Below are 23,732 nucleotides of genomic sequence, written 5' to 3'. Positions count from 1 at the left end.
GGCATCATGGCAAGTATTCATTATCCACTATTTTTGAGGGATGAAGATTTGTTTTGCTACCAACAACCCAAAGAAAATTGAGGAAGTAAAAGCTGCACTGGGTGATAGCTTTGAAATTGTTTCTCTGAAAGATATAGGATGTCTGGAAGAGCTTCCTGAGACTGGCGACACACTAGAGCATAATGCTTTTCAAAAGGCCAAATACGTTAAAGAACACTTTAGTGTGGATTGCTTTGCAGATGATACTGGATTGGAAGTGGATGCGCTGCAAGGCGAACCGGGAGTTTACTCTGGAAGGTATGCTGGCGAACCTCGCAGTGATGAGAGAAATATTGATCTTTTACTCAAAAACCTTGAAAACACTTCACTTCGCACCGCCCGATTTAAAACGGTCATTGCCCTGTTACTGGGTGATGAAGAGTATAAATTTGAAGGCGTGGCTGAAGGAGAAATATTAAGGACTCGAACTGGTGCTGGGGGATTTGGGTATGACCCAGTCTTTTTGCCAAAAGGGTATTCAAGGTCTTTTGCCGAGATGAATCTTACCGAGAAAAATGAAATCTCCCATCGTGGAAAGGCAGTTAGCGAACTTATTTCCTTTTTGAGCCATATATAATTCTGTTTAAAGAAGAAAATCACGTTAACTTTGCCCAATGAAAAAACCATTCATCGTAGGCATAACAGGCGGCTCTGCATCCGGGAAGACACTTTTTCTAGAGCGATTGCTAAGTTCATTCGAGGACGGTGAGGTTTGCTTGATCTCTCAGGACAATTATTACAAGCCAAGAGAGATGCAGCCGATTGATGATCACGGGGTTCATAACTTTGATAGGCCGGAAAGTATAGATTTTGAAGAGTACGCGGCTGATATCCGTAAAATCCAAGCTGGCGAGACGGTTCATCGTGAAGAATACACCTTTAATAACTCAGCGAAAACACCCAAGATGTTAACTTTTTCTTCTGCTCCGGTTGTGGTCGTAGAAGGGATTTTTGTGTTGTATTATCCAGAGCTGGCAAACCTCTTGGACTTGAAGGTTTTTATAGACGCCAAGGATCACATCAAACTTAAGCGAAGAATTATCAGAGATAAAGTGGAGCGCGGCTATGATTTGGATGATGTGCTGTATCGCTATGAGCAGCACGTGATGCCTACCTATGAGAAATACATCAAGCCATTTATGAACGATGCCGACCTGATCGTGCCGAATAACCATAATTTCGACAAAGCCTTAGATGTAATCCGTACCTATTTGAGAGCCAGATCTCTTTAAATGGCTGAGATTTAATTCTGTTAACTTGTTGATATTAAATAGATTGTTCTGATTTCCATATCTTGCTTCAGAAATTCTAAACAGAGAATCGCTCATTTTAAATATTTGGCTATATTTGCGCCGCATGAAAGAAACTAAACGAAATAGCAATTTATTCCAGCAGCGCCTCACGGTGATGCTAGCTTTGCTATTGTGTTTATTTATTTCCAGTGTAGAATATATTCCTGAAAATGCAGGCTCTACTAAAATAGAAAAGCAGGAAAAGCCTTCGTCATCGGATCAGGATCAGACTTTTTTGAATGTAGCAGTAGATGCGGTAGTTCCCTTTGTGGTTCATGTGTCACACAGCATTCTCTATCTTATTCATGATGTAGTAAGCTTTGAAGGGACCTCTTTTGTTACCGAATCAACTTCTGTTTTTCAGCCCAATCAGCTCGTAGAAATACTTTTTGAGCGAATAATATCCACCAAGGGGCCTTAATTATCCAGCAATTTTCTGCTGAAATCCCGCTACCTGAATCTCAGGATAGCCATAAATCTGTATTTACAATCAATTAATAATTTCAATTTCTCATGCAAAACAAAGGTGTCATTGTGTTTTTGACAGTGATCGTTACAGCATTATGCTTGTACTATCTGTCATTCACATTTGTATCAAACAATATCCAAAAAGGAGCCCAGGAATATGCGACTGACGCATCCGGCAACGTGGATTTTTCTAAAAGACAAAGCTATCTGGATTCTATCTGGAGAGCTCCGGTTTATAGCTTTCTAGGAGCTGATTATACTTTCCAAGAGGTAAAAGAAACTGAGCTTGGATTGGGTCTTGACCTTCAAGGTGGGATGCACGTGACTTTGGCAGTTTCCCCTGTGGAGATTGTAAAAGGACTTGCCGGCAATCCTAAGGATGAGGCGTTCAATAAATCTGTGGAAGAGGCTCGTGAAGAAGCTAAGACCTCAAATTCGAAGTATGTTGATTTATTTTATGCAGCCTTCCAAAAGAATAGTCCAGACCAAAAGCTTAGCAGTATTTTCGCTACGGCAGCCAATAGAGGTCGTATTTCTTTGGAGTCTTCTGATTCAGAAATTCTCGAGATCATCGACAACGAGATCGAAAATGCGATCGAGCGTTCCTTCAATATCCTAAGAACGCGTATCGATAGATTCGGTACTTCTCAGCCAAACATTCAGAGAATTCAGGGTTCTGGTCGTATTCAGATCGAATTGCCAGGTGTTGACAATCAGGAAAGAGTAAGAAACCTACTGCAAGGTGTAGCAAAACTTCAGTTCTGGGAAGTGGCTGAATCCAATGAAATATTTGCAGCGCTAGAGTCAGTAAACTCTGCTTGGGTAGCTGCAAATCAATCAACAGCAGAGGTAGCTGCAGATACCGTATCTACAGAAAATCTAACAGAAGAGGATTCTTTAAAAAATGCCCTAGAAAAGCAACTGGCAGAAATCGATCCTTCTAGATCAGGTGACAACAGTGTTTCTCCTTTATTCAGCTTGCTTAAGCCTAATTATGGATTGGCATACGAGCTTCGCGATACGATGGCGATCAACCGCATCATTAAAAATGAGGATTATAAAAACTTATTGCCAAGAGATATCAAGCTTCTTTGGGGAGTGAAGCCTTTTGAGGCAGAAGACGGAAGCGAAACATTGGAGCTTTTTGCGATTAAAACTGAAAGAGGGACTGAGGAAGCTCCACTAGAAGGTGACGTGGTTACTGACGCACGTCAGGCTTTGGACCAGACTTCAAGACCTGCTGTGTCTATGCAGATGAACGCTGATGGTGCTAGAAAGTGGAGAAAGCTGACTGCTGAAAATATCGGTAGGAGAATCGCCGTAGTATTGGATGACTATGTTTACACTGCTCCAGTAGTAAACGGTGAGATTCCATCAGGACAATCTGAGATTTCTGGAAACTTTACCTTACAAGAGGCTCAGGATTTGGCAAACATCCTAAAATCAGGTTCTCTTCCAGCACCTACTCAGATCGTAGAAGAAAGCATCATCGGCCCAACTTTGGGTAAGGAAGCATTGAACCAAGGTTTGATCTCAATGGTAGCTGGTTTGGCAATCGTGGTTCTATTCATGGTGGCTTATTATTCAAAAGGTGGTCTGGTAGCTATTGCAGCATTAGTGTTCAACATCTTCTTTATCCTAGGAATCCTTGCCCAGTTAGGTACAGCGTTGACTTTGCCAGGTATTGCTGGTATCGTATTGACGATAGGTATGTCCATTGATGCGAACGTATTGATTTTTGAGCGTATCAAAGAAGAGCTTCGCAATGGGGTTGGGCTGATTGCAGCGATCAATGCAGGTTACAACAAAGCATTTTCAGCCATTCTGGATTCGAATGTCACGACATTCCTTACAGGTGCCATCCTATTTGCACTTGGTCAAGGACCGGTAAAAGGCTTTGCAATTGTATTGATGATCGGTATTGCATCATCTTTCTTCTCAGCAGTATTCATCACTAGAGTGATTGTATCCTGGATGAGCAAGAAGGGAGATAAGAGCTCTATCAGTTTTGCCACGCCGTTTGCTAAGAATTCATTAAGCTCATTGAATCTAGATTTCTTGGGCAAAAGAAAGGTTGCTTACCTTATCTCGACTTCAATCATTGTGATCGGTCTTGGTATTGCGGCAGTAAATGGGTTGAAATTCGGAGTTGATTTTACAGGAGGTCGTTCTTACATCGTCGCATTTGATGAGCCGATGGCAGCTTCTGATTTAAAGTCAGGTCTGGATAGTGAATTTGATGGATCAGTGGAAGTAAAAACTTATGGTTCTAACAATGTGCTAAAAGTGACGACTTCTTATTTGGTAAATGAGGATGATGCTGAGTCTAATCTTGAAGTAGAAAGTAAAGTAAAAGAGGGAATTGCAGCCGTAACAGGATTAGCATTTACTGACGATGCTGAATCTTTAACAACCGGTCAATTTGCCATCACAGGTTCATCAAAAGTAGGTGCTACTGTAGCAGACGATATCAAAGCATCGTCGGTGGAAGCCATGGTCGTAGCATTGATCGCTATCTTCCTATACATCTTACTAAGGTTCCGCAAGTGGCAGTTCTCCTTGGCATCTATCATTGCCTTGATACACGATACCTTGTTTGTGATTGCTGCCTTTGCTATTGCAAGTGCATTTGGAGCAACGTTTGAGATCGATCAGGTATTCATCGCAGCGGTATTGACCGTGATTGGTTACTCTATAAATGATACCGTGATTGTGTTTGACCGTATTCGTGAAAACATTGAAAATAGAGGCACAGGCAAATTGGTGAAGGTCTTTAACGATGCTATCAATCAGACACTAGGCCGTACCTTGATTACTTCATTCACTACGTTAATTGTGGTGATTGTGCTCTTGGTATTTGGTGGTGAAGTATTGAGAGGCTTCTCTTTCGCCTTATTTGTAGGTGTATTGGTAGGTACTTATTCTTCGATCTATATCGCTACTCCGATTGTAGTGGATTTGATGAAAAGAGAAATTGACAATGAAAATGTTGCTAAAGAAGCCAAAAAAGTTGCTTAAGTTTTAGCATAATATGTTTTTAAAAGGAGCGGGTGATATACTCGCTCCTTTTTTTGTCTCAAGAGATATAATCTTCTTATCTTTTGGGGAATAAGTTCTACAGTTTCATTACACCTAAAACTAAAAAATATTTTTCTATGAAAATTTCAAAAGAAGACTTCGAAAGCATGAAGTTAAAGTACAGTAAGGAAGTGAAGAAAGGAAAGCCAGCCAAAAACAAAAAAGGCAAGGATAAAACGGATCAGACTAATTGGATATTTTTCAATAGAGAAACATTAGAGGGCTTACTGGCTAAAGCTGATAAGGATCCTAAAAAAGGAGGGATTCAGTTTTATATCACTGAATACACTGAAGAAGTAGCAGCAAAATATCATCCTAAGGAAGTGGAGGAATTGACCGGTGCACTGACACTGGTGATGAGGGCTGCAAATCTTGACGAAGACCAGATTACTTTGACTGGTGAGGAGGATGAATTTCAAAATGACGGGATGTGTTGCCCTCCATTCTGTGAGCCCGAGCCGGATATTTCCTAAATATGGAAAGTAAATTTTGGAATACTTATTTCAATTATTATACGATATCGGTAGATATCCTTCTGATAATCGGAATCTACTTCTTTCTAAAATTGCCAAAGAAACAAAAAGCCAATAGTCTCTATTGGCTTCCTTTACTGATTTTGGGTTTTTCTGTTTGTTATGAAGCGATAGGCGCATATTTGAATTATAATTATGAATTCAAAAAAGCAGCTAATGCCTTTCTCGGAAATACCGAGAATCCCTCTTATAATATATGGTTATATAATATATCCAATAAGCAAATCACTACAATTCTTTATCTTTTTTTAATTAGATGCTTTTTGGAACCGTCCAAGAAAAAATACATTGATTGGATGATTCCCCTGTTTTTCCTCATCTCTTTAAGTTTACAGCTTACTGGCATAGAGCCTTTGTATTTAAATCAGCCTTTCATTGGAGCTATGGCAGCTAATATGATATTGATAGGATGTGGGTTATATTTTATTGGGATGATCACAAATGACCACTATTTAGAATCCAAACCTTTGAAATTAATTTCCTTTTGGCAAACTACCTTTCTGTTGTTTTCTTATTCATTGATTTATATCAACTCCGTTGCTAGAATTTACATTTATGGAATCAGTAAGGAGATCGCCATAAATATGGCACATATAGATAGGGTTTTTGGGATTTCTATTAGATTAATGCTTGTGATAATAATTCTTTCTCCATTTCTTCCGAAGGTCTTTGATAGTGATCCTATCTATGAATTAAAATGAGCTAGAGTAAAATCGCTTGCAGTTCTTAACTGCCTAATCCAATTCTAAATTTTATAACCTTTCTAGTAATAAAATCACAAATACTTAAGAGAAATAGAAGGAATATGGATGATAGGTTTATCGAGGCTTTTTTTAATGAGTACACGATCCCTATGGATTTACTTTTGATGATAGGATTAATTTGCTTTTTCAAATTGCCAAAAGAATTGAGAGCAAATGTTCACTATTGGCTTCCATTATTGATCGTGGTACTTAGCGTGTTGTTTCAAAATGTTGGGTTTTATACAAATTACAACTATGAATTTAAAAAATCAGTCAACGCCTTTCTTGGTAACACTCAATATCCCCAGTTCAATCTTTGGCTTTTTAACATAACTGACAAGCAGATAGGGGTATTGCTTTTTTTAGGGTTGATAAGGATATGGCTAGCTCCTTCTAAAAGGATATATATCACCTGGATGATGTATATTTTCGTAGTAGCCATTGTATTCTTGCAGTTATCCGGCATAGAATTAATGTATTTACATCAACCCATCATATTTGCTTTGGGGGCAAATATGATCTTAGTCGGATGTGGGCTCTATTTCATCGGGATGATTACGCAAGAGGAGTATTTGGATAGCAACCCCTTGAAACTGGTTTCCTTTTGGCAGATGACATTTATTATGTTCACATTTTCCCTGTCTTACATCTCCTCGGTGGCTTTATTTTACCTTTATAAGGTCAACCCAGTTTTAGGTGAATCCCTACAGACCATAGGCGATATCATGTCCCTTGTTACGCTTGGAATACTCACTTTATCTGTCGCCTCTCCGCATATTTCTAGAATATTTGAAAAAGAGCCCTCTTATGAATCCAACTGAAGATCAAATTTACGTCATCATTTTTGCCACCCTATTTCTTGGCGGAATCATGTCCACTTTCGTCATTTCCATGGTTTTTATCCATAGGCAGCGCCAGACCCAAAACCGCCAAAAGATGGATCAAGTCAAATCGGAACATGAGAAGACTTTGCTGAATATTGAGAATGAAATACAGCAGGAAACGCTGACTCATATAGGAAGAGAGCTTCATGATAATATTGGTCAGTTACTCTCTCTGGCAAAGCTCAATTTTGGATCCATCAAACCTGAAAAACAAGCAGAAGGAAAAGAGATACTTGCTCAGGCGATTCAAGAAGTGCGCGGCCTTTCCAAGCAATTAAATCTGGATTGGGTAGAATCTATCAGCATCAATGAATTTATCTCCCAACAGCTAGAGAGAATTCATGCCACAGGTTTTTGTGAGACTTCATTGGCTGCGGATTTTGAACTCATTGATTTACCCAAGGATCAAAAACTGGTGTTAATCCGTGTGATTCAAGAATCTCTCAATAATGCGATTAAGCATGCCTCCCCTGATCAAATAAAGATTAGGATATATGAAAATGGGAAGGGAAAACAAATTCTGATTAAGGACGATGGAAAGGGATTTGATGCCTCTCAGGAGTCAACCGGTAGTGGCATGTTCAATTTGAAGAAGAGAATGGAGACGATCGGTGGGGGATTTAACCTTACTTCTGCTGTAGGAAAGGGAACAGAAATCACTTTAACCTTGCCAAATTAGAAATAAGGGTATAATTTGAAGTTTAATCCCCCTAATACAATAATCCCCACCTTTCATGATCAGGATTGCCCTGGCTGACGACCATAAATTATTTGCTAAAGGAATCGAAGGAATCCTAGAGGAAGAAGATGACCTGGTGGTCGTTGGAGTTTTTCCCAATGGTAAAGAGCTCTGTGACTATCTTGCAGATAATGAGGCAGATGTAGTGCTGACCGATCTCAATATGCCAATAATGGATGGCTTTGGCGTTTTAAGTCATTGTAAGGAAAATCATCCGCAACTGAAGGTCATCGTGCTTTCAATGTACGATGAGGAGAAGATTTATAAACAATGCATCAATGAGAAAGCAGACGCTTTTATATTAAAAGATGCTGACCCTGACGAGTTGATTTTTACCGTTCATGAAGTTTTTGAAGGTAGGCATGTGCTGAATTTTGACCGTGTAAAAAAACAAGCTTTGCAAGGCGCATATTTTGATGCATTCCGAACGAAGTATAAACTTTCGCGCCGGGAAACTGAAATAATCCACTTAATCAAGGAGGGAATTCAAAACAAAGAAATCGCCCGGATGCTGAATCTAAGTAAGCAGACTATCGAGACTCACAGAAAGAATATCCACCAGAAACTTCAGGTGAGCTCCCGAATTGAGTTGGTGAACAAGGCACATGAAATGAATCTATAATAATGAGTAATCCTATCAAGACCGCTATCGTAGGCTTTGGCTCTGTAGCTGAGAAAATGCATGCACCACTTATTGATGTGTGTCCAGATCTTGAACTCGTGGCCTCAGTGGAGCGACGCACCAATCGCTGCGAGGAATTGTACGCTGATGTGACTACCTATAGAAGCCTGCAGGAGTTGCTTGATGCTGACGTTGCTGATCTGATTGTGATCACGACACCAAATGAGTTTCACTTTCCGATGGCTAAGCAGTTCCTTGAAGCAGGAAAACATGTGGTGGTGGACAAACCCGTAACGATTTTCTCACATGAAGCTGAGGAATTAAATAAACTTGCGGAAGAGAAAGGACTGATCTGTTCTGTGTTTCACAACCGTCGATATGATGGGGATTTTATGACTTTGCAAAAGTTGGTTCGTGAGGGAGATCTTGGCGATTTGGTTTATTTGGAATCACATTTTGATCGTTTTCGCCCGGATATTACAGAGAACTGGAGAGAGAAGGAAGTTCCAGGAAATGGGATCACATTTGATTTAGGATCTCATTTGATAGATCAAGTAGTATTGCTTTTTGGCTTGCCTAATTGGATTCAGGCTGATATCCGAAAGCAACGAACAGGAGCAATTGCTGACGATTATTTTGATATCACGCTAGATTATGGTTCACTCAAAGCAAAAGTAACTGCGGGTGCTTTGGTGAATGTGCCGACGCCAAAGTTTTTGCTTTTGGGTAAAAATGGATCTTATCAGAAGTTTGGTTTGGACGTACAGGAAGCGGCCTTCAAAGCAGGCGAAAAGCCAGAAGGTCCGGCTTGGGGTGTGGAAACTGAGGAAAAGTGGGGAAAAATTTTCCTCAACGAAGAAACTAAATTGTATGAAACCATTCCGGGCAATTATAGAATTCTCTATCAGAATGTTGCTGATGCCATTTCAAAAGGAGCAACTCTGGACATCACGATTCCTCAGACTATCAGTGTTTTAAAGATCATAGAATCCTCTTTTGCAAGTGCAAAAGAAGGAAAAAGGGTTTCAAAAGAAGAAGGAGGATGGTGATTTTTTAAGTTTTGGCTCTTTCTTGGGGTAAAAGATTAGAAATAATTTTAATCCACCATGAAGAAGGTATTCTTATTAGCATTTGCTCTTTTTGCATTTATATCCATTTCTAAAGCCCAAGTTTCAGTTGGCCTGAATTTCCAAACGTCTGATACGTTCATCACAGTAGGAACTGACCCGGACAAAGAATTCTTTGGTGAAGCAAGACTTGGGGTCGGTCACGATATAGGATTGGAGTTGATGGGAGGCTATAATTTCGTACGTAAAAGTGAGGTCAATGCCTATGTAGGCGCTGGTTTGGGTTTGTTGGGTGATCATCACCACAAGCATCACGACGATCATAACGATATCTATGTCGCAATTCCTGTCGGTGTATTGATCACTCCTTTCAATACCAAAAATCTAGGCTTTTTGATAGAAGCAGCCCCGGTTATAGCCAATCACTCGCACACTTATCTTAGAGGTGGGGTTGGCGTGAAATACACTTTTAGATAAAAAATAAAACCACCAACAACCAAAAAGGTCAACGCAGCGATGAGTTGACCTTTTTGGTTTTGCAGCTATGTAGGCTACTTATGTTTCGAGACTTTCATTTTATTACGGTGATTCATTCATTTTCCCTATTTTTGCGCCTATGGCAAAAACAGAAACTCCTGCGGAAAACGCGCAATTGAAAGATATTATTTCCCATGCCAAAGAGTATGGATTTGTTTACCCAAGTTCAGAGATCTACGACGGCCTACAGGCGGTGTATGATTATGGTGCTTATGGCGTGGAATTAAAAAATAACCTGAAGCGCCTTTGGTGGGAAACCATGACACGGGTTCAGGACAATATCGTAGGGATAGATGCAGCGATTTTTATGCATCCTACCACCTGGAAAGCATCCGGTCACGTGGACAGTTTCAATGATCCTATGATCGATAACAAGGACTCTAAGAAGCGCTACCGTGCTGATGTGCTTGTAGAAGAACATGCGGCAGTTTTTGAAAGAGCCGGTGATGTAGAAAAAGCAAATGCTTTAACAGGAGCTTTGGCAAGATTGCTGGAAGCAGAAGATCTTGATGGAGTGAGAGATTTGATCACCAATGAAGGCATCAAATGCCCTATCAGCGGCACTTCCAACTGGACAGATGTCCGTCAGTTCAATTTGATGTTCTCGACTCAGGTAGGTTCTGTGGCTGAGGATTCCACGACCATTTACCTAAGACCAGAGACGGCTCAGGGTATCTTCGTAAACTTTCTGAATGTGCAGAAAACAGCCAGAATGAAGGTTCCTTTCGGAATTGCCCAGATTGGTAAGGCGTTTAGAAATGAAATCGTAGCCCGTCAGTTTATCTTCAGAATGCGTGAGTTTGAGCAAATGGAGATGCAATTTTTCGTGCGTCCTGGTACGGAGCTGGAATGGTATCAGAAATGGGCGGATATGCGTATGAAATGGCATTTGGCACTGGGAACTCCTGCGGAAAAGCTTAGAAAACATGATCATGAGAAGCTAGCTCACTACGCCAATGCGGCCATGGATATTGAGTTTGATTTCCCATTTGGTTTCAAAGAAGTGGAAGGAATTCACTCCAGAACAGATTTTGATCTGAAATCACACCAGGAATTCTCCAGAAAGAAGCAGCAGTACTTCGATCCGGAAGTCAATCAGAATTACATCCCGTATGTGATCGAGACTTCTATCGGGGCAGATCGTTTGTTTTTGTTAACACTTTGCAACGCCTATACGGAAGAGAAAACTGAGGAGAAAAGCAGAACGTACCTGAAGCTACATCCAGCTATTGCTCCGGTGAAAGCGGCAATTCTTCCTATCACGAAGAAAGACGGCCTGCCAGAAAAAGGTCAGGAAATCGTAGAGCTACTCAAATATGATTTTAATATCATTTATGAAGATGCAGCATCAATCGGTAAGCGTTATGCACGTCAGGACCTGATCGGAACACCGTTCTGTATCGCAGTCGATCATCAGACTCTAGAAGATGACACAGTAACCATTCGTCATCGAGATACTACCGAGCAAGAGCGAGTTCCAATTGCTGAACTTCATGGAAGAATCGCTGAGGCAACTAGCTTTAGAAGAGTATTCGAGAAGTTGTAAGAAAAGAAAAGCCATCAAAAAAACCTCTGAGAGTGATCTTAGAGGTTTTTTGCTTTTAGACAAATTCTGATGGCTATCAAATTAGTTTGTCACTTCACCCACAAAGCTCCATCCCTTTCATTTTTCAAGGTGGAATTATCCACATAGCGAAATACGTATTGGTCTATCACCTCATCCGCTTTGGCCACTATGATTTTTTCACCTCTAACCTTAAAAGTAGTTCTATACATGATATCCCCACTTGGCAGAATGTCTGCCACTCCATCGGGAGAAAGTGTCAGAGTACTTGCACAACCCAATTCAGGATTAGCTCCGGGATCACAGCCTTCAGGAATGTAGGTGTAGGTTCCCAAAAGGTCCGGTTCATCAAGTTTTTCGCAGGAAAAGAAAATTATTCCTAAGAGAGGAAGTAGTAGTAAGTTTTTCATAAAAAAGCAGGTAAGTACTTTATCCTTACGTACTCCTAGCCAAAGTCGCTACATTGACTCTGACTTTTAACAAAATTCCTTTTATGCTATTCCGGGTTAAAAAACAGGCTGAAAGTCCACTGGAGGACTTTTCTTCTTAGTGAAATCCAAGTTGTGATACACTGAAAAGCGGACTAAGTCCCGATTGTTGTAATTGATACCTGAGTCTCGTTGCTGCCAGCTTTTGGCATAACCCACTTGAAACTGGATGTTTTCATTCAATATATACCCCATGCCCACAAAAGCCCGGTTGTCTTCGAAGGGATTGCGGACGATAGTTTTTCCTGATTGGATAAAGACTTCATTGTAAAGCGACAAGAAGTACGTTCCCGGCTGGAACTTGTATGAATTCAGCGGAATGTAGGATGCTATCTTATAGCGCCAGCGGAAGGAGAGTTCAAAAGGAGAACCAACATAATAATCTCTTTTCCATCGCTGTTCTGTTCTGATCTGATGGTATAGCTTAGCTTTTCCCAGGGACTGGATAAAGAGTGCCTGCTGCCAAAACCTGAACTGATTCACGACATTATCATAGGGTTGATCTTGTTCAGCGTATTCAGGAGGAGCCCAGTAGAATGGAGTGACTATTCCTCCGGTGATTTCTAGATTCTTGTTGATGATATAGGCTAGCCCGAATCTCAGATAGATTTGCGCCATGTTTTCTATCAAATGATCCCGTGTCCGTATGTGGTACTCTCCGTAATAGAAAAGCTTCTCCCCGATCCGGTACTTGGTGTAGAGTCCATTCCAAAGTTCGGATCTACGAGAAGTAATCCGCTCCTCCGGCTCATCAGGGTCTTCTTGTGCCATAGACACCATGGGAAATGCCATTAGCAATACCATGCATAATGGCTTAATCACCTTTTTCAAGAGAAGAATTAAAAAATCACACTTCATATGGAAAGTAGTTTTTTAAGTTGATTGATATTTCCTGACACCTTGCGGATATTTCTTTCCAATCGTTTGGTATTCTTTCCCTCTAGTTCCAAAAGTCGGGATTCAAGGGCATCAAGATTGATCAGGTGAGCCTGTATTTCGCGGAAGTCCTTTGATTTAGTAATTAGATCTAGTTCGTAGTCAATAATCTCCTCAGCTGCTTGAATGAGATCCTGTTGCTTCAAATATTCGAAGTCAGTTTCAAAGGTGAATGGATCTAGGGTCTTTGCGGTAAATTCCTTTCGGAGAAAACTTCCCAGGTTTTCATATCTGCCAAGTTCGGGCAGCTTTTCCTGCTGGAAGAGAAATAGCTCTATAAGTTCATCTCCTATGGCTGCTTTTTCTAAAAACCCTTCCGTGTTATTATACACATCCAGAAGGCTTTGATAATTGTCAATACTCAGATGCTTATGCACAGAATCCAACAAAATTTGATGCCGTTCTGAGGTTACGTTTATGGAGTCCTTGATTTCGTTTACGAGCTTTCTCTCAGATAAAATTCGCTCTTCCAGGACATCCAGTTCATTAGTCTGTCTGAAATTGATTTGCTGTTGCTGAATGAAGCCCAGAGTTTGCTCAAAAAACTCCCATTCGGTTTCTATATGCGCAAGCAGGTCAATTCCCAGATTTCTTTGCTCGGAGAGCTCAGGGAACTCTAGGGTTTTCTCATGAAGATCGGTGTTATAAGTATAGGTAATTTCTTCTGTTGGGTGCAGGAAATTCAATCCATCCTGTACGTAATTCTCAGTATCGAAATACTTGATTTCTCCATTTCGGAGCAGGCCTATCACCTGCTCATAACTTTGGATCTTGTCATTAAGGTAATCTACGTATGCCGCTGTGAAAGCTAAAGAGTCCGAGGTGTTTTGATTTAGAGAAAGGAAGTCTAGAAGTGCCTTTTGACTGGACTGAGCTTTCAATCGATCGAAATAATCAATTATTTCATCGTAGCGAATCTGATCTTCTTCAGAGACTGCGTACACAAATCTGCGGGTAGCCAAGGGATATTTAACCAGCGACCCATCTTCAGAAAAGAAATCTTCTTCGAACTGTAATATCCGGCTCAGTGCATCTTGTAAGAGAGAAGTTCCCAAGTATTGCTCACGAAACTCATCACTGTTTTCGGTATATCCATCATTGAATATTAGTCCAAAGGCTTGACTGGACACTCGGTAATCCACTTCAAATCCCTGATTGAGGGAGTCTAGTTTTACAATAGCGTTGTAAAAAACCACCTCATCGAGTTTTTCATTGCTTAAGTTATTCATTTTAGAAAGGCCGATGAGAAAACCTTTTTCGTACCGTCTGGTCTCGTGAATAGTCACTGCGCTATCTAAGGGATAGAAAAAATCCCAGTTCCCTTCCATCAAACCTTCTTTATTGACCTGCCCGAAGATTTGATACTGCTTTTCTGGATTGCTTGAAATAAGTTTTACGGAGCCTTGCAAACTGTCTTTTCGAAAAGTAAGATCTTGAGCCTCAAATAGGTTTAGGTACTCGTTATTTTGCCAGTTTTTTTCCAAGTAATCCCATTGGCCTTCTAAGCTGCCATTTTCATAATTTGCTTCTAGCTCTACATGCCTGGAAGCTAAGGAAGCTTGAATCTCACGGTTGAGTATATCCTGTATGGAAATCTGATGGGTCTCTTGATTATAAGACCAAGCGACATCTTTTAGATCCTCCTCGTAAGTGCCCTTGACCTGCAGTTTTACAAATAGCCCGTTTTGCAAACTGTCCATTTTATTGTAATTGAAGGTAAAGGGGCCATTGAGAATTGGCTCCATCTCTTCATCCAAGGTATAGGTAAGTTCGGCAGTACCTCTGAGACCTTTGAAGGTATAGCCCCCTTTGTACGGCCGCGTATCTTGTGAAAAACCCGTCTGAGCGGATACAAGAAAGATTAAAAGGCCCAAAATCTTTTTGCTCATAAAATCTATTTTTACGAAAAGCCTGCCAAAATTGCAGAGAATGGTGTACGGATAGAACAATTCAAACTGCAAATTTTGGCATAAACAAATCAAGCAGAATATTCTTTGGGTTTATTAAAAATTAAGAGAACCCAACCGTTAATAGAGTCGGAAAAAACTAAAAATCATCTTAGTTTATCTCTAATTAAAATCACTGAAGTTTGCGAAAGTTATAAATAATGAGGGATTTTTTGCCTCAAATTGCACTGAACTTCCACTATCATTGATTTTTCCCTTATTACAGATGCTTTCATTTTTAATGGTAGTTTGATGATTATCTGCTTTTTTGAAGGTCTTCAGTTCCATTGACTTTAACAAAGGTCATCTTCCTCCCATTCATATAGTATAAAAGTCCCCAATGCAGCTTCTTGAACTCAAACTTGAGCTGAAGTGTCAAATCGATTTACTATTTCTCTTTTTTTAACTTTTTTAGAACTTCTCAGTTCCTAGTTTTACAGATATGTCATCAAGTAAAAAAGCCATAATCATAGGTTCGGGAATTGCCGGCATAGCTTCCTCCATTCGCTTAGCTTTAAAAGGCTTTCAAGTGGAACTTTTCGAGGCAAATTCCTATCCAGGGGGAAAGCTGTCTGAAATAGAAATTGAAGGGTATAGATTTGATGCCGGGCCATCGCTTTTCACCCTGCCAGAGCAGGTGGATGAGTTATTCCGGTTGGCCGGGAAAAACCCCAAAGACTACTTTGAATATGAAAAACTCGATGTGGCTTGCCAGTATTTCTGGGAAGATGGCACTAGGTTGAAAGCCTATTCCGATATCAACCGCTTTGCAGAGGAAGTGCAGACGAAATTAGGTGAGCCAGCACAAAACATCCGGGAAGCACTCAGGAAATCAGCATTTATCTACGATAGCCTTGCGCCACTCTTTATGAATCGCTCGCTTCATCAATTGGATACCTGGACAAATCCCCAGGCGCTTAAGTCTTATCTGAGAATGGGGAAATTGGGAATCTTCTCCACCATGAATGAGGCGAATCGGAAGCAGTTTTCCCACCCAAAGCTGGTGCAGCTTTTCAATCGCTATGCAACTTATAACGGTTCAAACCCTTATGAGACTCCGGCTACGCTGAATATCATTCCCCATCTGGAATTTAATATCGGTGCGTTTTTCCCGAAAAAAGGAATGCATGACATCACGATGAGTTTATATAAACTTTCTACAGAACTTGGCGTGAATTATCATTTTGGACAGAAAGTAGAAAAGGTCCTAGTGGAAAATGGAGAGGCATCAGGAATTAGAGTAAAGGGGAAAGATCAGTTCGCTGATCTGCTGGTGAACAATATGGATATGGTCAACGCGTACAAGACCATCCTGAAAGAGGAGAAGCAACCCAAACTTTTGCTCAAGCAACCCAAGTCTAGTTCTGCACTGATTTTTTACTGGGGAATCAAGCGTGATTTTCCTGAACTCGACCTTCATAATATTTTCTTCTCAGATAACTATGCGCTGGAATTCGAGCATATTTTCAAAAAGGGGACGATCTACGATGACCCTACGATCTATCTAAATATTACTTCCACGCACAAATCAGACGACGCTCCAGAAGGATGCATGAATTGGTTTACCATGATCAACGTCCCGAATAATCAAGGGCAGGATTGGGATAAAATGATCGCAGAAGCAAAAAGAAATATTCTTCATAAGCTCAACCGGATTCTGAAAACTGATGTAGAATCACTAATCGAAGTGGAGGGAATTCTAGATCCACGTACTATCGAGTCCAAGACTTCCTCAGCCCAAGGAGCTCTTTATGGGAATAGTTCAAATAATAAGTTTGCAGCTTTCCTTCGCCACGCGAATTATTCTTCCTCGATCAAAAATCTATACTTCTGTGGAGGATCCGTGCATCCGGGTGGAGGGATTCCGCTTTGTTTGCTTTCTGCGAAGATTATGAGTGAGATGGTGGAAAGTTAGTAGGCAGGGTTCAGTTGCAGTTTATACTTCCTACACTTGTTCAAGTCTTCAGACTTGGACATATTCTATTGAAGTCTTCGACTGCTATCAGTTTAAACAATCAGAGGCAGTCTGAAGACTGCAATGAAGTAAGTCTGAAGACCTTGCGCTAAAGCTGTAAAACCTACGAAAATGCGACCATCTACTGCGACTGATCACTAATCAAGCTTTCAACCGCTTCCTTCACCAAATCCATCTCATATCCCTTACTCATTAAATACTGGGTGACTTTGAATTTCTTTTTGTAGGTGTCTGGTTCTCGAGTACTTTCCCACTTTTTCTCCGTTTGGGTCAGAAGCGTATCGTAATATTCTTCAGGATCGATTTCTGTCAGCCCTTTTCGAATTAATGTTTCTGGAATTTCACGCATCTTCAATTCCATCCGGATCCTGTTCCTTCCCCATTTTTTCAGTCTGAATTTGCCTCTGGCAAAAGACCTCGCGTAACGTTCTTCATTCACAAATTCTGCTGAGGTTAACTCAGCGATTAGTTTTTCCGCAAGTTCGTCCTTAATGCCTTTTTCGAAGAGTTTCCTCTTTACTTCCCACGGACAGCGCTCCTGATACGCGCAGTAAGTGGTGAGCTTTTCAAAAGCTTCTTCCTCCGACCAAGAGTTTTTTGCTGACTCATTTGGCTTATACTTTCCCCAACTGGACATTTTCTGTAATTTTAAACCAAATTAGATCGAATCCCTTTTTTATCAAACCTAATTAAATTTTCAAAACTCACTATGCGTAAGAAAATCGTAGCCGGCAACTGGAAAATGAACATGACTTTCGAAGAAGGTCAGACCCTTACTTCCGAAATATTAAATATGATGAAGGACGAGCATTCAGGCGATGCCATCGCGGTGCTAAATCCTCCTTTTCCACATATTTTCCCTGTTAAAAAACTGATTGGTGAAGCAAAAGGTGTTTTTATCGGAGCTCAGAATTGTTCTGATAAAGAAGCTGGAGCATTCACCGGTGAAGTTTCTGCAAAGATTCTAGCCTCATTCGGAGCACAATTTGTCATCATCGGCCATAGCGAGCGCCGTGAGTACTTCAAAGAAGGCAATAGTACGCTTGCTGCCAAAGTGAAAATTGCTTTGGCTAATGGCTTGACTCCTATCTTTTGCTGTGGAGAATCATTGGAGATCAGAACTGCAGGTACCCACGAATCAAATGTGAAGTTCCAATTGACTGAAGGTCTTTTTGATTTGAGCGCTGAGGATTTCTCGAAGCTCGTGATTGCATATGAGCCAATCTGGGCTATCGGAACTGGAAAAACTGCAAGTTCTGAGGAGGCGCAGGATATGCATGCAGCTTTGAGAAGACACATCGCTACTAAGTACGGAAAAGATATCGCTGACAACACGTCAATCCTTTACGGAGGTAGCTGTAACCCAAAGAATGCACAGGAGCTTTTTGCGAAGCCAGATGTAGATGGCGGATTGATCGGTGGAGCTTCTTTGAAGTCGCGTGATTTCGTGGATATTATCAAATCATTCTAATAAAAAATGGATTACCTGGAGTTTAAAATCACCTGCCTGGAGCAATTCCGGGAAATCCTTATCGCAGAACTATCCATGATAGGCTTTGATTCCTTCCTCGAAACTGAGGAGGGAATCGATGCTTATACGCTGGAGTCAGATTTTGATCGAGGCGCTTTCGATGAAGTGATAGCCCAATATAAAGTGGATGCTGAAATCACTTTGGAAGAGGGCGTAATGCCTAAGGTTAATTGGAATGAAGAGTGGGAAAAAAATTACGATCCCATCGCCGTGGATGATCTGGTTTATGTTCGAGCTTCTTTTCACCCAAGTAAGCCTGAGTTCAAGCACGAAATAGTGATCAACCCAAAAATGTCATTTGGCACTGGGCATCATGCGACCACATTTCAGATGCTAAGACATCAAGGTCAGATCGATCATCAAGGCAAGCGAGTATTGGATGTAGGTTCTGGAACAGGAATCTTGGCTGTCATGGCACATTTACTCGGAGCCAGTGAAATCGAAGCCTTTGATATAGACGATTGGTGTGTGGAAAATGGAAATGAGAATTTCGACCTGAATGGACTCACTACCCGAATGGAGCTGGGTACGATCAGAGAAGTAAATCCCCAGGGTGAATTCGATATCGTCCTAGCCAATATCAATAAGAATGTACTCTTGGACGAGATGAGCATCTATGCTGATTTGTTGAAATCTGAGGGTTTTTTACTTCTTAGCGGGTTTTACACTGAGGATATAGAAGATTTGGATGCTTGCGCAAAGCCTCTTGGCCTGGAATTGATTTCTCAGCAAAGTAAGGACAATTGGGCGGCGTTGATTTTGAAGAAAGCTAGATAAGACGTTAGACATTAGATTCAAGACATTAGAAAATTACATCAGTCAGGCTCAGAAGTGAGGTGAAATTTAACTCTCACATATTGGCCGTAAATCGCAATTCGAAAATCGTAAATAAAACCAGAAAGGATCAAGTAACTCCAAGATGCCACAAAACCTTCTGTCTTTACCACATTGAACGCATTACCTGAAATGACCGAATTGATTATTTACGCCGTAGTTTTTGTATTGCTGATTGGCCATTGCCTTTTTGCAGGGAAAATGTATCGTGCTGTGCATGAGGACTCCAGCTTGACTTTGTCGGAGAAAAATGATTGGAAACTCAAAGCACTTATTTTCCCAGCCTATTTTTGGGGAAAATATAAGAAGGCAAAAGGCTAGCTTTTTTTGCTTCGAAGTAAACTTTTAGGCTACCATAGTCGATTATAGAACCAATACTTTTATTTATAAGATCAAAAGAAACTTAGTTTACTAAATTAGCTTCATGGAGTACCTCTGGAAACAAAAGCCCAAAACCTCACAACCGGCAATAGATCAGCTGAGCAAAGAGATCAATGTCAATCCGACATTGGCCAATATGCTGATTAATCGGGGGGTAGAGAGTTTTGAGCAAGCAAAGAGCTACTTCCGTCCATCGCTGGTGATGCTTCACGATCCTTTTCTGATGAAGGATATGACCGAGGCGGTAGATAGAATTCAGGAAGCAATTGCTAAAGAACAAAAGATCATGGTCTATGGAGACTATGATGTGGACGGTACTACGGCGGTGGCGCTGATGTATGGTTTTCTAAAAACCTTCTACCCCGATGTGATTTTCTATATTCCTGATCGCTACAAGGAAGGCTATGGTATTTCGGAAAAAGGAGTTCGCTTTGCTGCTGAAAATGATATCAAACTGATTATAGCGTTGGATTGTGGTATCAAAGCCATTGAGAAAGTGGCTTTGGCGACTCAGCTAGGCGTTGATTTTATTATTTGTGACCACCATACGCCTGGTGATGAACTCCCTGCTGCGGTGGCGGTTCTGGATGCCAAGCGCTCTGATTGTAATTATCCTTACAAGGAATTAAGTGGCGCAGGAGTTGGCTTCAAATTAATCCAGGCTATCGCAATGAAGCGTGGCATAGACAGTTCCCAGCTGGATGCTTATCTTGATTTGGTGGCAGTGAGTATTGCGGCTGACATCGTTCCGATCACAGGAGAAAACAGAATTCTTGCTTATTACGGACTAGATCGTTTGAATAATACCCCACGACCTGGTTTGAAAGCTTTGATGCTCAGCAGTAATTTGGAAAAAGACATTGGGATCTCTGATGTGGTTTTCAAAATTGGCCCAAGAATTAACGCTTCCGGAAGACTGGAACATGCTAAGGCATCTGTTGAATTACTGATTTCTTCCGATTTGGAAGGCGCTATGGAGCGAGCGAAAGTGGTGGATGAAGTAAATGCCACTCGAAGGAATTTTGACGAGAATATCACCAAGGAGGCATTCGAAATGATCGCTTCCCGAGAAGAATTGGTGGAGTGGAATTCTACTGTGCTTTTCAAGGAAGATTGGCACAAAGGTGTAATTGGAATCGTGGCAAGTCGTTGTATTGAGAAATATTATAGACCAACTATTATTTTGACGGAGTCCAATGGCAAAGCAACCGGAAGTGCGAGATCTGTGGTGGACTTCAATATTTACGAAGCTATAGAAGAATGCGCAGATCTGCTCGATCAGTTTGGAGGCCATATGTATGCTGCGGGATTGACGCTTCCCGTGGAGAATGTTCCAGCTTTTCAGGAGAAATTTGAGGCGGTGGTGAAGAGTAGAATCGAGGAAGTTCATCGGAAACCGGTGATAGAAGTTGACGATGAATTGCTTTTAGATCAGATTAATTACAAGTTTTATAATATCTTGAAGCAAATGGCGCCTTTTGGGCCAGGAAATACCGAACCGATTTTCCGAATTGCGAATGTTTATGCTGAAGATGTGACTGTTCTTAAGGATAAACATCTGAGGTTCAAAATAGTACAGGATGGTCAAGTGACTACACCAGTTTGTCTGGGATTTGGAATGGCAGATCGGGCAAAGGATCCTGACTTGACGACAGTAAATATGCTTCGCGGAAAAATGCGATTTGATATAGTTGCAGAAATGCGGGAAAATGTATTTCGCGATAAGAGTAGTTTGCAACTCTACGTGAAAGACATCAAATTTGATTGATATGATTCTTCGTGCCGAACATTTAGTAAAAATCTACAAAGGTCGCCGGGTGGTGAATGACATCTCTGTGGAGGTTAGTCAAGGTGAAATTGTAGGACTTCTGGGACCAAATGGAGCTGGGAAAACCACTTCATTTTATATGATCGTGGGATTGATTCAGCCGAATGAAGGCAAAATTTTTCTGGAAAATGATAATATCACCAGTTTGCCAATGTACCGCAGAGCAAAGCTGGGAATAGGATACTTAGCTCAGGAAGCCTCTGTCTTCCGTAAGCTTTCAGTAGAAGAAAATATCATGGCCGTGTTGGAGATGACCAAAATGCCAAAACAGGAGCGCAAAGAAAAAGTGGAAAGTTTACTGGAAGAATTCAGTTTGACTCACGTGCGAAAGAACCTTGGAATGGTACTTTCCGGCGGTGAGAGACGAAGAACTGAGATTGCTAGAGCCTTGGCAGTGGATCCTAAGTTTGTCTTATTGGATGAGCCTTTCGCAGGTGTGGATCCTATCGCTGTGGAGGAAATCCAGACTATCGTTGCGAAGCTAAAAACAAAAAATATCGGCATTTTGATCACAGATCACAATGTGAACGAAACGCTGTCTATTACAGACAGAGCTTATTTGATGTTCGAAGGGAAGCTTCTTAAAGCAGGAACAGCAGAAGAATTGGCAGCCGATGAGCAAGTAAGAAAAGTGTATTTAGGATCTAATTTTGAGTTGAAACGAAAAGTTTTTAATTAATGGCGGTTCTGAATTCCCTTATGACTTGGATTTTCAAGAGTCGCCTAGGTCAAATCGAAAATTTCAAGAAAAATCCGATTGCCGTTCAAGAGGCAATTTTTAAGGAGCTTCTGGAAGCCGGAAAGAATACAGATTTTGGTATTGAACATCGATTTTCGGAGATAAAATCCTATGCTGATTTTGCTAAGAGAGTTCCCATAAGAAACTATGATAGCTTCAAGCCATTCATCGACAAAACGATGGAAGGGAAGGATAATGTGATCTGGAATCGAGAAATAGAATGGTTTGCGAAGTCCTCCGGAACTACCGCAAGTCGAAGCAAATACATCCCAGTTACCCATGAAAGCCTAGAAGAATGTCATTATAAAGGTGGAAAGGATATGGTTGCGCTTTACATGGCCAATTACCCTGACTCCAGGATGTTTGCCGGGAAGACCCTCACGATTGGTGGGACTCTTGATCAAAATCCTTTAAATCCTCTGGGAACCGCAAGAGCTGGAGACATCTCTGCAGTGATCATGGAGAACTTGCCGTTTTGGTCTTATTTCGTCAGAACTCCTTCCAAGGAAACTGCCCTGATGGGAGAATGGGAAGCCAAAATTGAAAAAATGGCTCTAGAGACCATGGACGAAGATGTGACATGTATGGCTGGGGTTCCAACCTGGACCATCGTTCTCTTGCAAAAAGTCTTAGAGCTCAAGAAAGCCAAAAACATCACAGAAGTATGGCCAAATCTGGAGATATTTTTCCACGGTGCGGTTGCTTTTGGTCCATATAGAAGTCTTTTTAAGGAGCTGATTCCTTCGGAAAAGATGCGTTACATGGAAACATACAATGCATCTGAAGGATTCTTTGGAATTCAGGACCAGAAAGATTCTGATGAGTTATTGCTGCTTTTGGACTACGGGATTTTCTATGAATTTATCTCCATGGAAGAGTGGGATAGTGAAAATCCGGAAGTGATTCCATTGTCTCAAGTAGAGGTTGGAAAGAATTACGCGTTGGTGATTACCACCAATGGTGGACTTTGGAGATATAAAATTGGTGATACGGTGAAGTTCACTTCCACTACTCCTTATCGTTTCAGGATATCCGGAAGAACCAGACATTTCATCAATGCATTTGGTGAAGAAGTGATTGTAGAAAATGCTGAAAAAGCTATTCAATTCGCAGCGGAACATACAGATGCTATGATTTCCAATTTTACTGCAGCACCAGTTTATTTTGACGGATCTGGATCAAAAGGAGCCCATGAATGGATCGTGGAATTTCAGAAAAGTCCATCAGATCCGGCCATGTTTGACAGGCTTTTGGACGAGCATTTGAGAGAAATCAATTCCGATTACGATGCTAAGCGACACAAAGGGCTGGCATTAATTGAACCAATCATCCATCATGCACCGCATGGATTATTTGAAAAGTGGATGCGTAAACGAGGGAAGCTGGGAGGACAGCATAAAGTACCAAGACTTTCCAATTCCAGAGAATACCTGGATGAGATATTGGGGATGTTGCTGGTATAATTTTTTGATTGGAAGCTAGAATAAGGTAACTTCTAAATTGTAGTA

General features: G+C 41.0%; 23 protein-coding genes. 19 read left to right on the top strand and 4 right to left on the bottom strand.

Features of this window, described 5'->3' with window-relative positions; translation table 11 throughout:
• The first annotated feature begins 40 nt into the window (after nt 1-40).
• The 12 genes from BM386_RS08165 to BM386_RS08110 all read left to right on the top strand — a co-directional run bounded on the left by BM386_RS08165 (nt 41) and on the right by BM386_RS08110 (nt 11,548).
• The gene (locus tag BM386_RS08165; RefSeq protein WP_091692563.1) at nt 41-616 is read left to right on the top strand and encodes a non-canonical purine NTP diphosphatase; all 576 of its coding nucleotides are present in this window, start codon (nt 41-43) and stop codon (nt 614-616) included.
• A gap of 37 nt (nt 617-653) precedes the next feature.
• Nucleotides 654-1,271, top strand: coding sequence for a uridine kinase family protein (locus BM386_RS08160; protein ID WP_091692562.1), 618 nt, complete (start codon nt 654-656; stop codon nt 1,269-1,271).
• A 124-nt stretch (nt 1,272-1,395) separates the two neighbouring features.
• On the top strand, nt 1,396-1,752 hold the full coding sequence (locus BM386_RS08155) for a hypothetical protein (RefSeq protein WP_091692561.1): 357 nt from the start codon (nt 1,396-1,398) through the stop codon (nt 1,750-1,752).
• Nucleotides 1,753-1,844: 92 nt separating this feature from the next.
• On the top strand, nt 1,845-4,817 hold the full coding sequence (gene secDF, locus BM386_RS08150) for a protein translocase subunit SecDF (RefSeq protein ID WP_091692560.1): 2,973 nt from the start codon (nt 1,845-1,847) through the stop codon (nt 4,815-4,817).
• A 137-nt stretch (nt 4,818-4,954) separates the two neighbouring features.
• Complete coding sequence (locus BM386_RS08145; RefSeq protein ID WP_091692559.1) at nt 4,955-5,350, top strand: molecular chaperone DnaK; 396 nt, start codon at nt 4,955-4,957, stop codon at nt 5,348-5,350.
• 2 nt (nt 5,351-5,352) lie between these two features.
• Nucleotides 5,353-6,111: a histidine kinase gene (locus BM386_RS08140; protein WP_091692558.1), complete on the top strand. Its 759-nt coding sequence runs from the start codon at nt 5,353-5,355 to the stop codon at nt 6,109-6,111.
• A gap of 104 nt (nt 6,112-6,215) precedes the next feature.
• Nucleotides 6,216-6,974, top strand: a complete 759-nt coding sequence (locus BM386_RS08135; protein ID WP_091692557.1) for a histidine kinase — start codon at nt 6,216-6,218, stop codon at nt 6,972-6,974.
• Nucleotides 6,961-7,716 carry a sensor histidine kinase gene (locus BM386_RS08130; protein WP_091692556.1) on the top strand — a complete coding sequence of 252 codons (756 nt, stop codon included), beginning with the start codon at nt 6,961-6,963 and terminating at the stop codon, nt 7,714-7,716. Before BM386_RS08135 ends, BM386_RS08130 begins: the two co-directional genes overlap by 14 nt.
• A gap of 55 nt (nt 7,717-7,771) precedes the next feature.
• Entirely contained in the window at nt 7,772-8,398 is a 627-nt protein-coding gene (locus tag BM386_RS08125; protein WP_091692555.1) for a response regulator transcription factor, read from the top strand.
• A 2-nt stretch (nt 8,399-8,400) separates the two neighbouring features.
• Nucleotides 8,401-9,447 carry a Gfo/Idh/MocA family oxidoreductase gene (locus BM386_RS08120; protein WP_091692554.1) on the top strand — a complete coding sequence of 349 codons (1,047 nt, stop codon included), beginning with the start codon at nt 8,401-8,403 and terminating at the stop codon, nt 9,445-9,447.
• Nucleotides 9,448-9,504: 57 nt separating this feature from the next.
• Complete coding sequence (locus BM386_RS08115; protein ID WP_091692553.1) at nt 9,505-9,942, top strand: outer membrane insertion C- signal; 438 nt, start codon at nt 9,505-9,507, stop codon at nt 9,940-9,942.
• 139 nt (nt 9,943-10,081) lie between these two features.
• Nucleotides 10,082-11,548, top strand: coding sequence for a glycine--tRNA ligase (locus BM386_RS08110; protein WP_091692552.1), 1,467 nt, complete (start codon nt 10,082-10,084; stop codon nt 11,546-11,548).
• An 89-nt stretch (nt 11,549-11,637) separates the two neighbouring features.
• Here the strand turns inward: BM386_RS08110 and BM386_RS08105 are convergent, their stop codons facing one another.
• The 3 genes from BM386_RS08105 to BM386_RS08095 form a co-directional block, all read right to left on the bottom strand.
• On the bottom strand, nt 11,638-11,976 hold the full coding sequence (locus tag BM386_RS08105; RefSeq protein WP_091692551.1) for a hypothetical protein: 339 nt from the start codon (nt 11,974-11,976) through the stop codon (nt 11,638-11,640).
• A gap of 96 nt (nt 11,977-12,072) precedes the next feature.
• Nucleotides 12,073-12,858, bottom strand: coding sequence for a DUF2490 domain-containing protein (locus tag BM386_RS08100; protein WP_170857059.1), 786 nt, complete (start codon nt 12,856-12,858; stop codon nt 12,073-12,075).
• A 50-nt stretch (nt 12,859-12,908) separates the two neighbouring features.
• Nucleotides 12,909-14,879 carry a hypothetical protein gene (locus BM386_RS08095; RefSeq protein ID WP_091692549.1) on the bottom strand — a complete coding sequence of 657 codons (1,971 nt, stop codon included), beginning with the start codon at nt 14,877-14,879 and terminating at the stop codon, nt 12,909-12,911.
• 499 nt (nt 14,880-15,378) lie between these two features.
• Here BM386_RS08095 and crtD point away from each other — a divergent pair, with 499 nt between their 5' ends.
• On the top strand, nt 15,379-16,851 hold the full coding sequence (crtD, locus tag BM386_RS08090; RefSeq protein WP_091692548.1) for a 1-hydroxycarotenoid 3,4-desaturase CrtD: 1,473 nt from the start codon (nt 15,379-15,381) through the stop codon (nt 16,849-16,851).
• 181 nt (nt 16,852-17,032) lie between these two features.
• On the opposite strand, the gene BM386_RS08085 is transcribed toward crtD, so the two are convergent.
• Nucleotides 17,033-17,548: a regulatory protein RecX gene (locus BM386_RS08085; protein WP_091692547.1), complete on the bottom strand. Its 516-nt coding sequence runs from the start codon at nt 17,546-17,548 to the stop codon at nt 17,033-17,035.
• A 72-nt stretch (nt 17,549-17,620) separates the two neighbouring features.
• Between BM386_RS08085 and tpiA the strand changes: the two genes are divergently transcribed.
• From tpiA to BM386_RS08055, 6 genes are all read left to right on the top strand, one after another.
• Nucleotides 17,621-18,382 carry a triose-phosphate isomerase gene (gene tpiA, locus BM386_RS08080; RefSeq protein WP_091692546.1) on the top strand — a complete coding sequence of 254 codons (762 nt, stop codon included), beginning with the start codon at nt 17,621-17,623 and terminating at the stop codon, nt 18,380-18,382.
• A gap of 6 nt (nt 18,383-18,388) precedes the next feature.
• Nucleotides 18,389-19,219: a 50S ribosomal protein L11 methyltransferase gene (prmA, locus tag BM386_RS08075; RefSeq protein ID WP_091692545.1), complete on the top strand. Its 831-nt coding sequence runs from the start codon at nt 18,389-18,391 to the stop codon at nt 19,217-19,219.
• 171 nt (nt 19,220-19,390) lie between these two features.
• Entirely contained in the window at nt 19,391-19,597 is a 207-nt protein-coding gene (locus BM386_RS08070; RefSeq protein WP_425285303.1) for a hypothetical protein, read from the top strand.
• 103 nt (nt 19,598-19,700) lie between these two features.
• Nucleotides 19,701-21,425, top strand: a complete 1,725-nt coding sequence (gene recJ / locus BM386_RS08065; protein WP_091692543.1) for a single-stranded-DNA-specific exonuclease RecJ — start codon at nt 19,701-19,703, stop codon at nt 21,423-21,425.
• 1 nt (nt 21,426) lies between these two features.
• A complete protein-coding gene (lptB, locus tag BM386_RS08060; protein WP_091692542.1) occupies nt 21,427-22,164 on the top strand; it encodes an LPS export ABC transporter ATP-binding protein in 738 nt (245 codons plus the stop codon).
• Entirely contained in the window at nt 22,164-23,687 is a 1,524-nt protein-coding gene (locus BM386_RS08055) for a GH3 auxin-responsive promoter family protein (protein WP_091692541.1), read from the top strand. The genes lptB and BM386_RS08055 overlap by 1 nt, the downstream gene beginning before the upstream one ends.
• Nucleotides 23,688-23,732: the final 45 nt, after the last annotated feature.

The sequence above is a fragment of the Algoriphagus locisalis genome (assembly GCF_900116615.1).
Classification (GTDB): Bacteria; Bacteroidota; Bacteroidia; order Cytophagales; family Cyclobacteriaceae; genus Algoriphagus; species Algoriphagus locisalis.
Note: the sequence above shows the minus strand (reverse complement) of the source record. Positions and strands in the feature narration are given on the sequence as shown.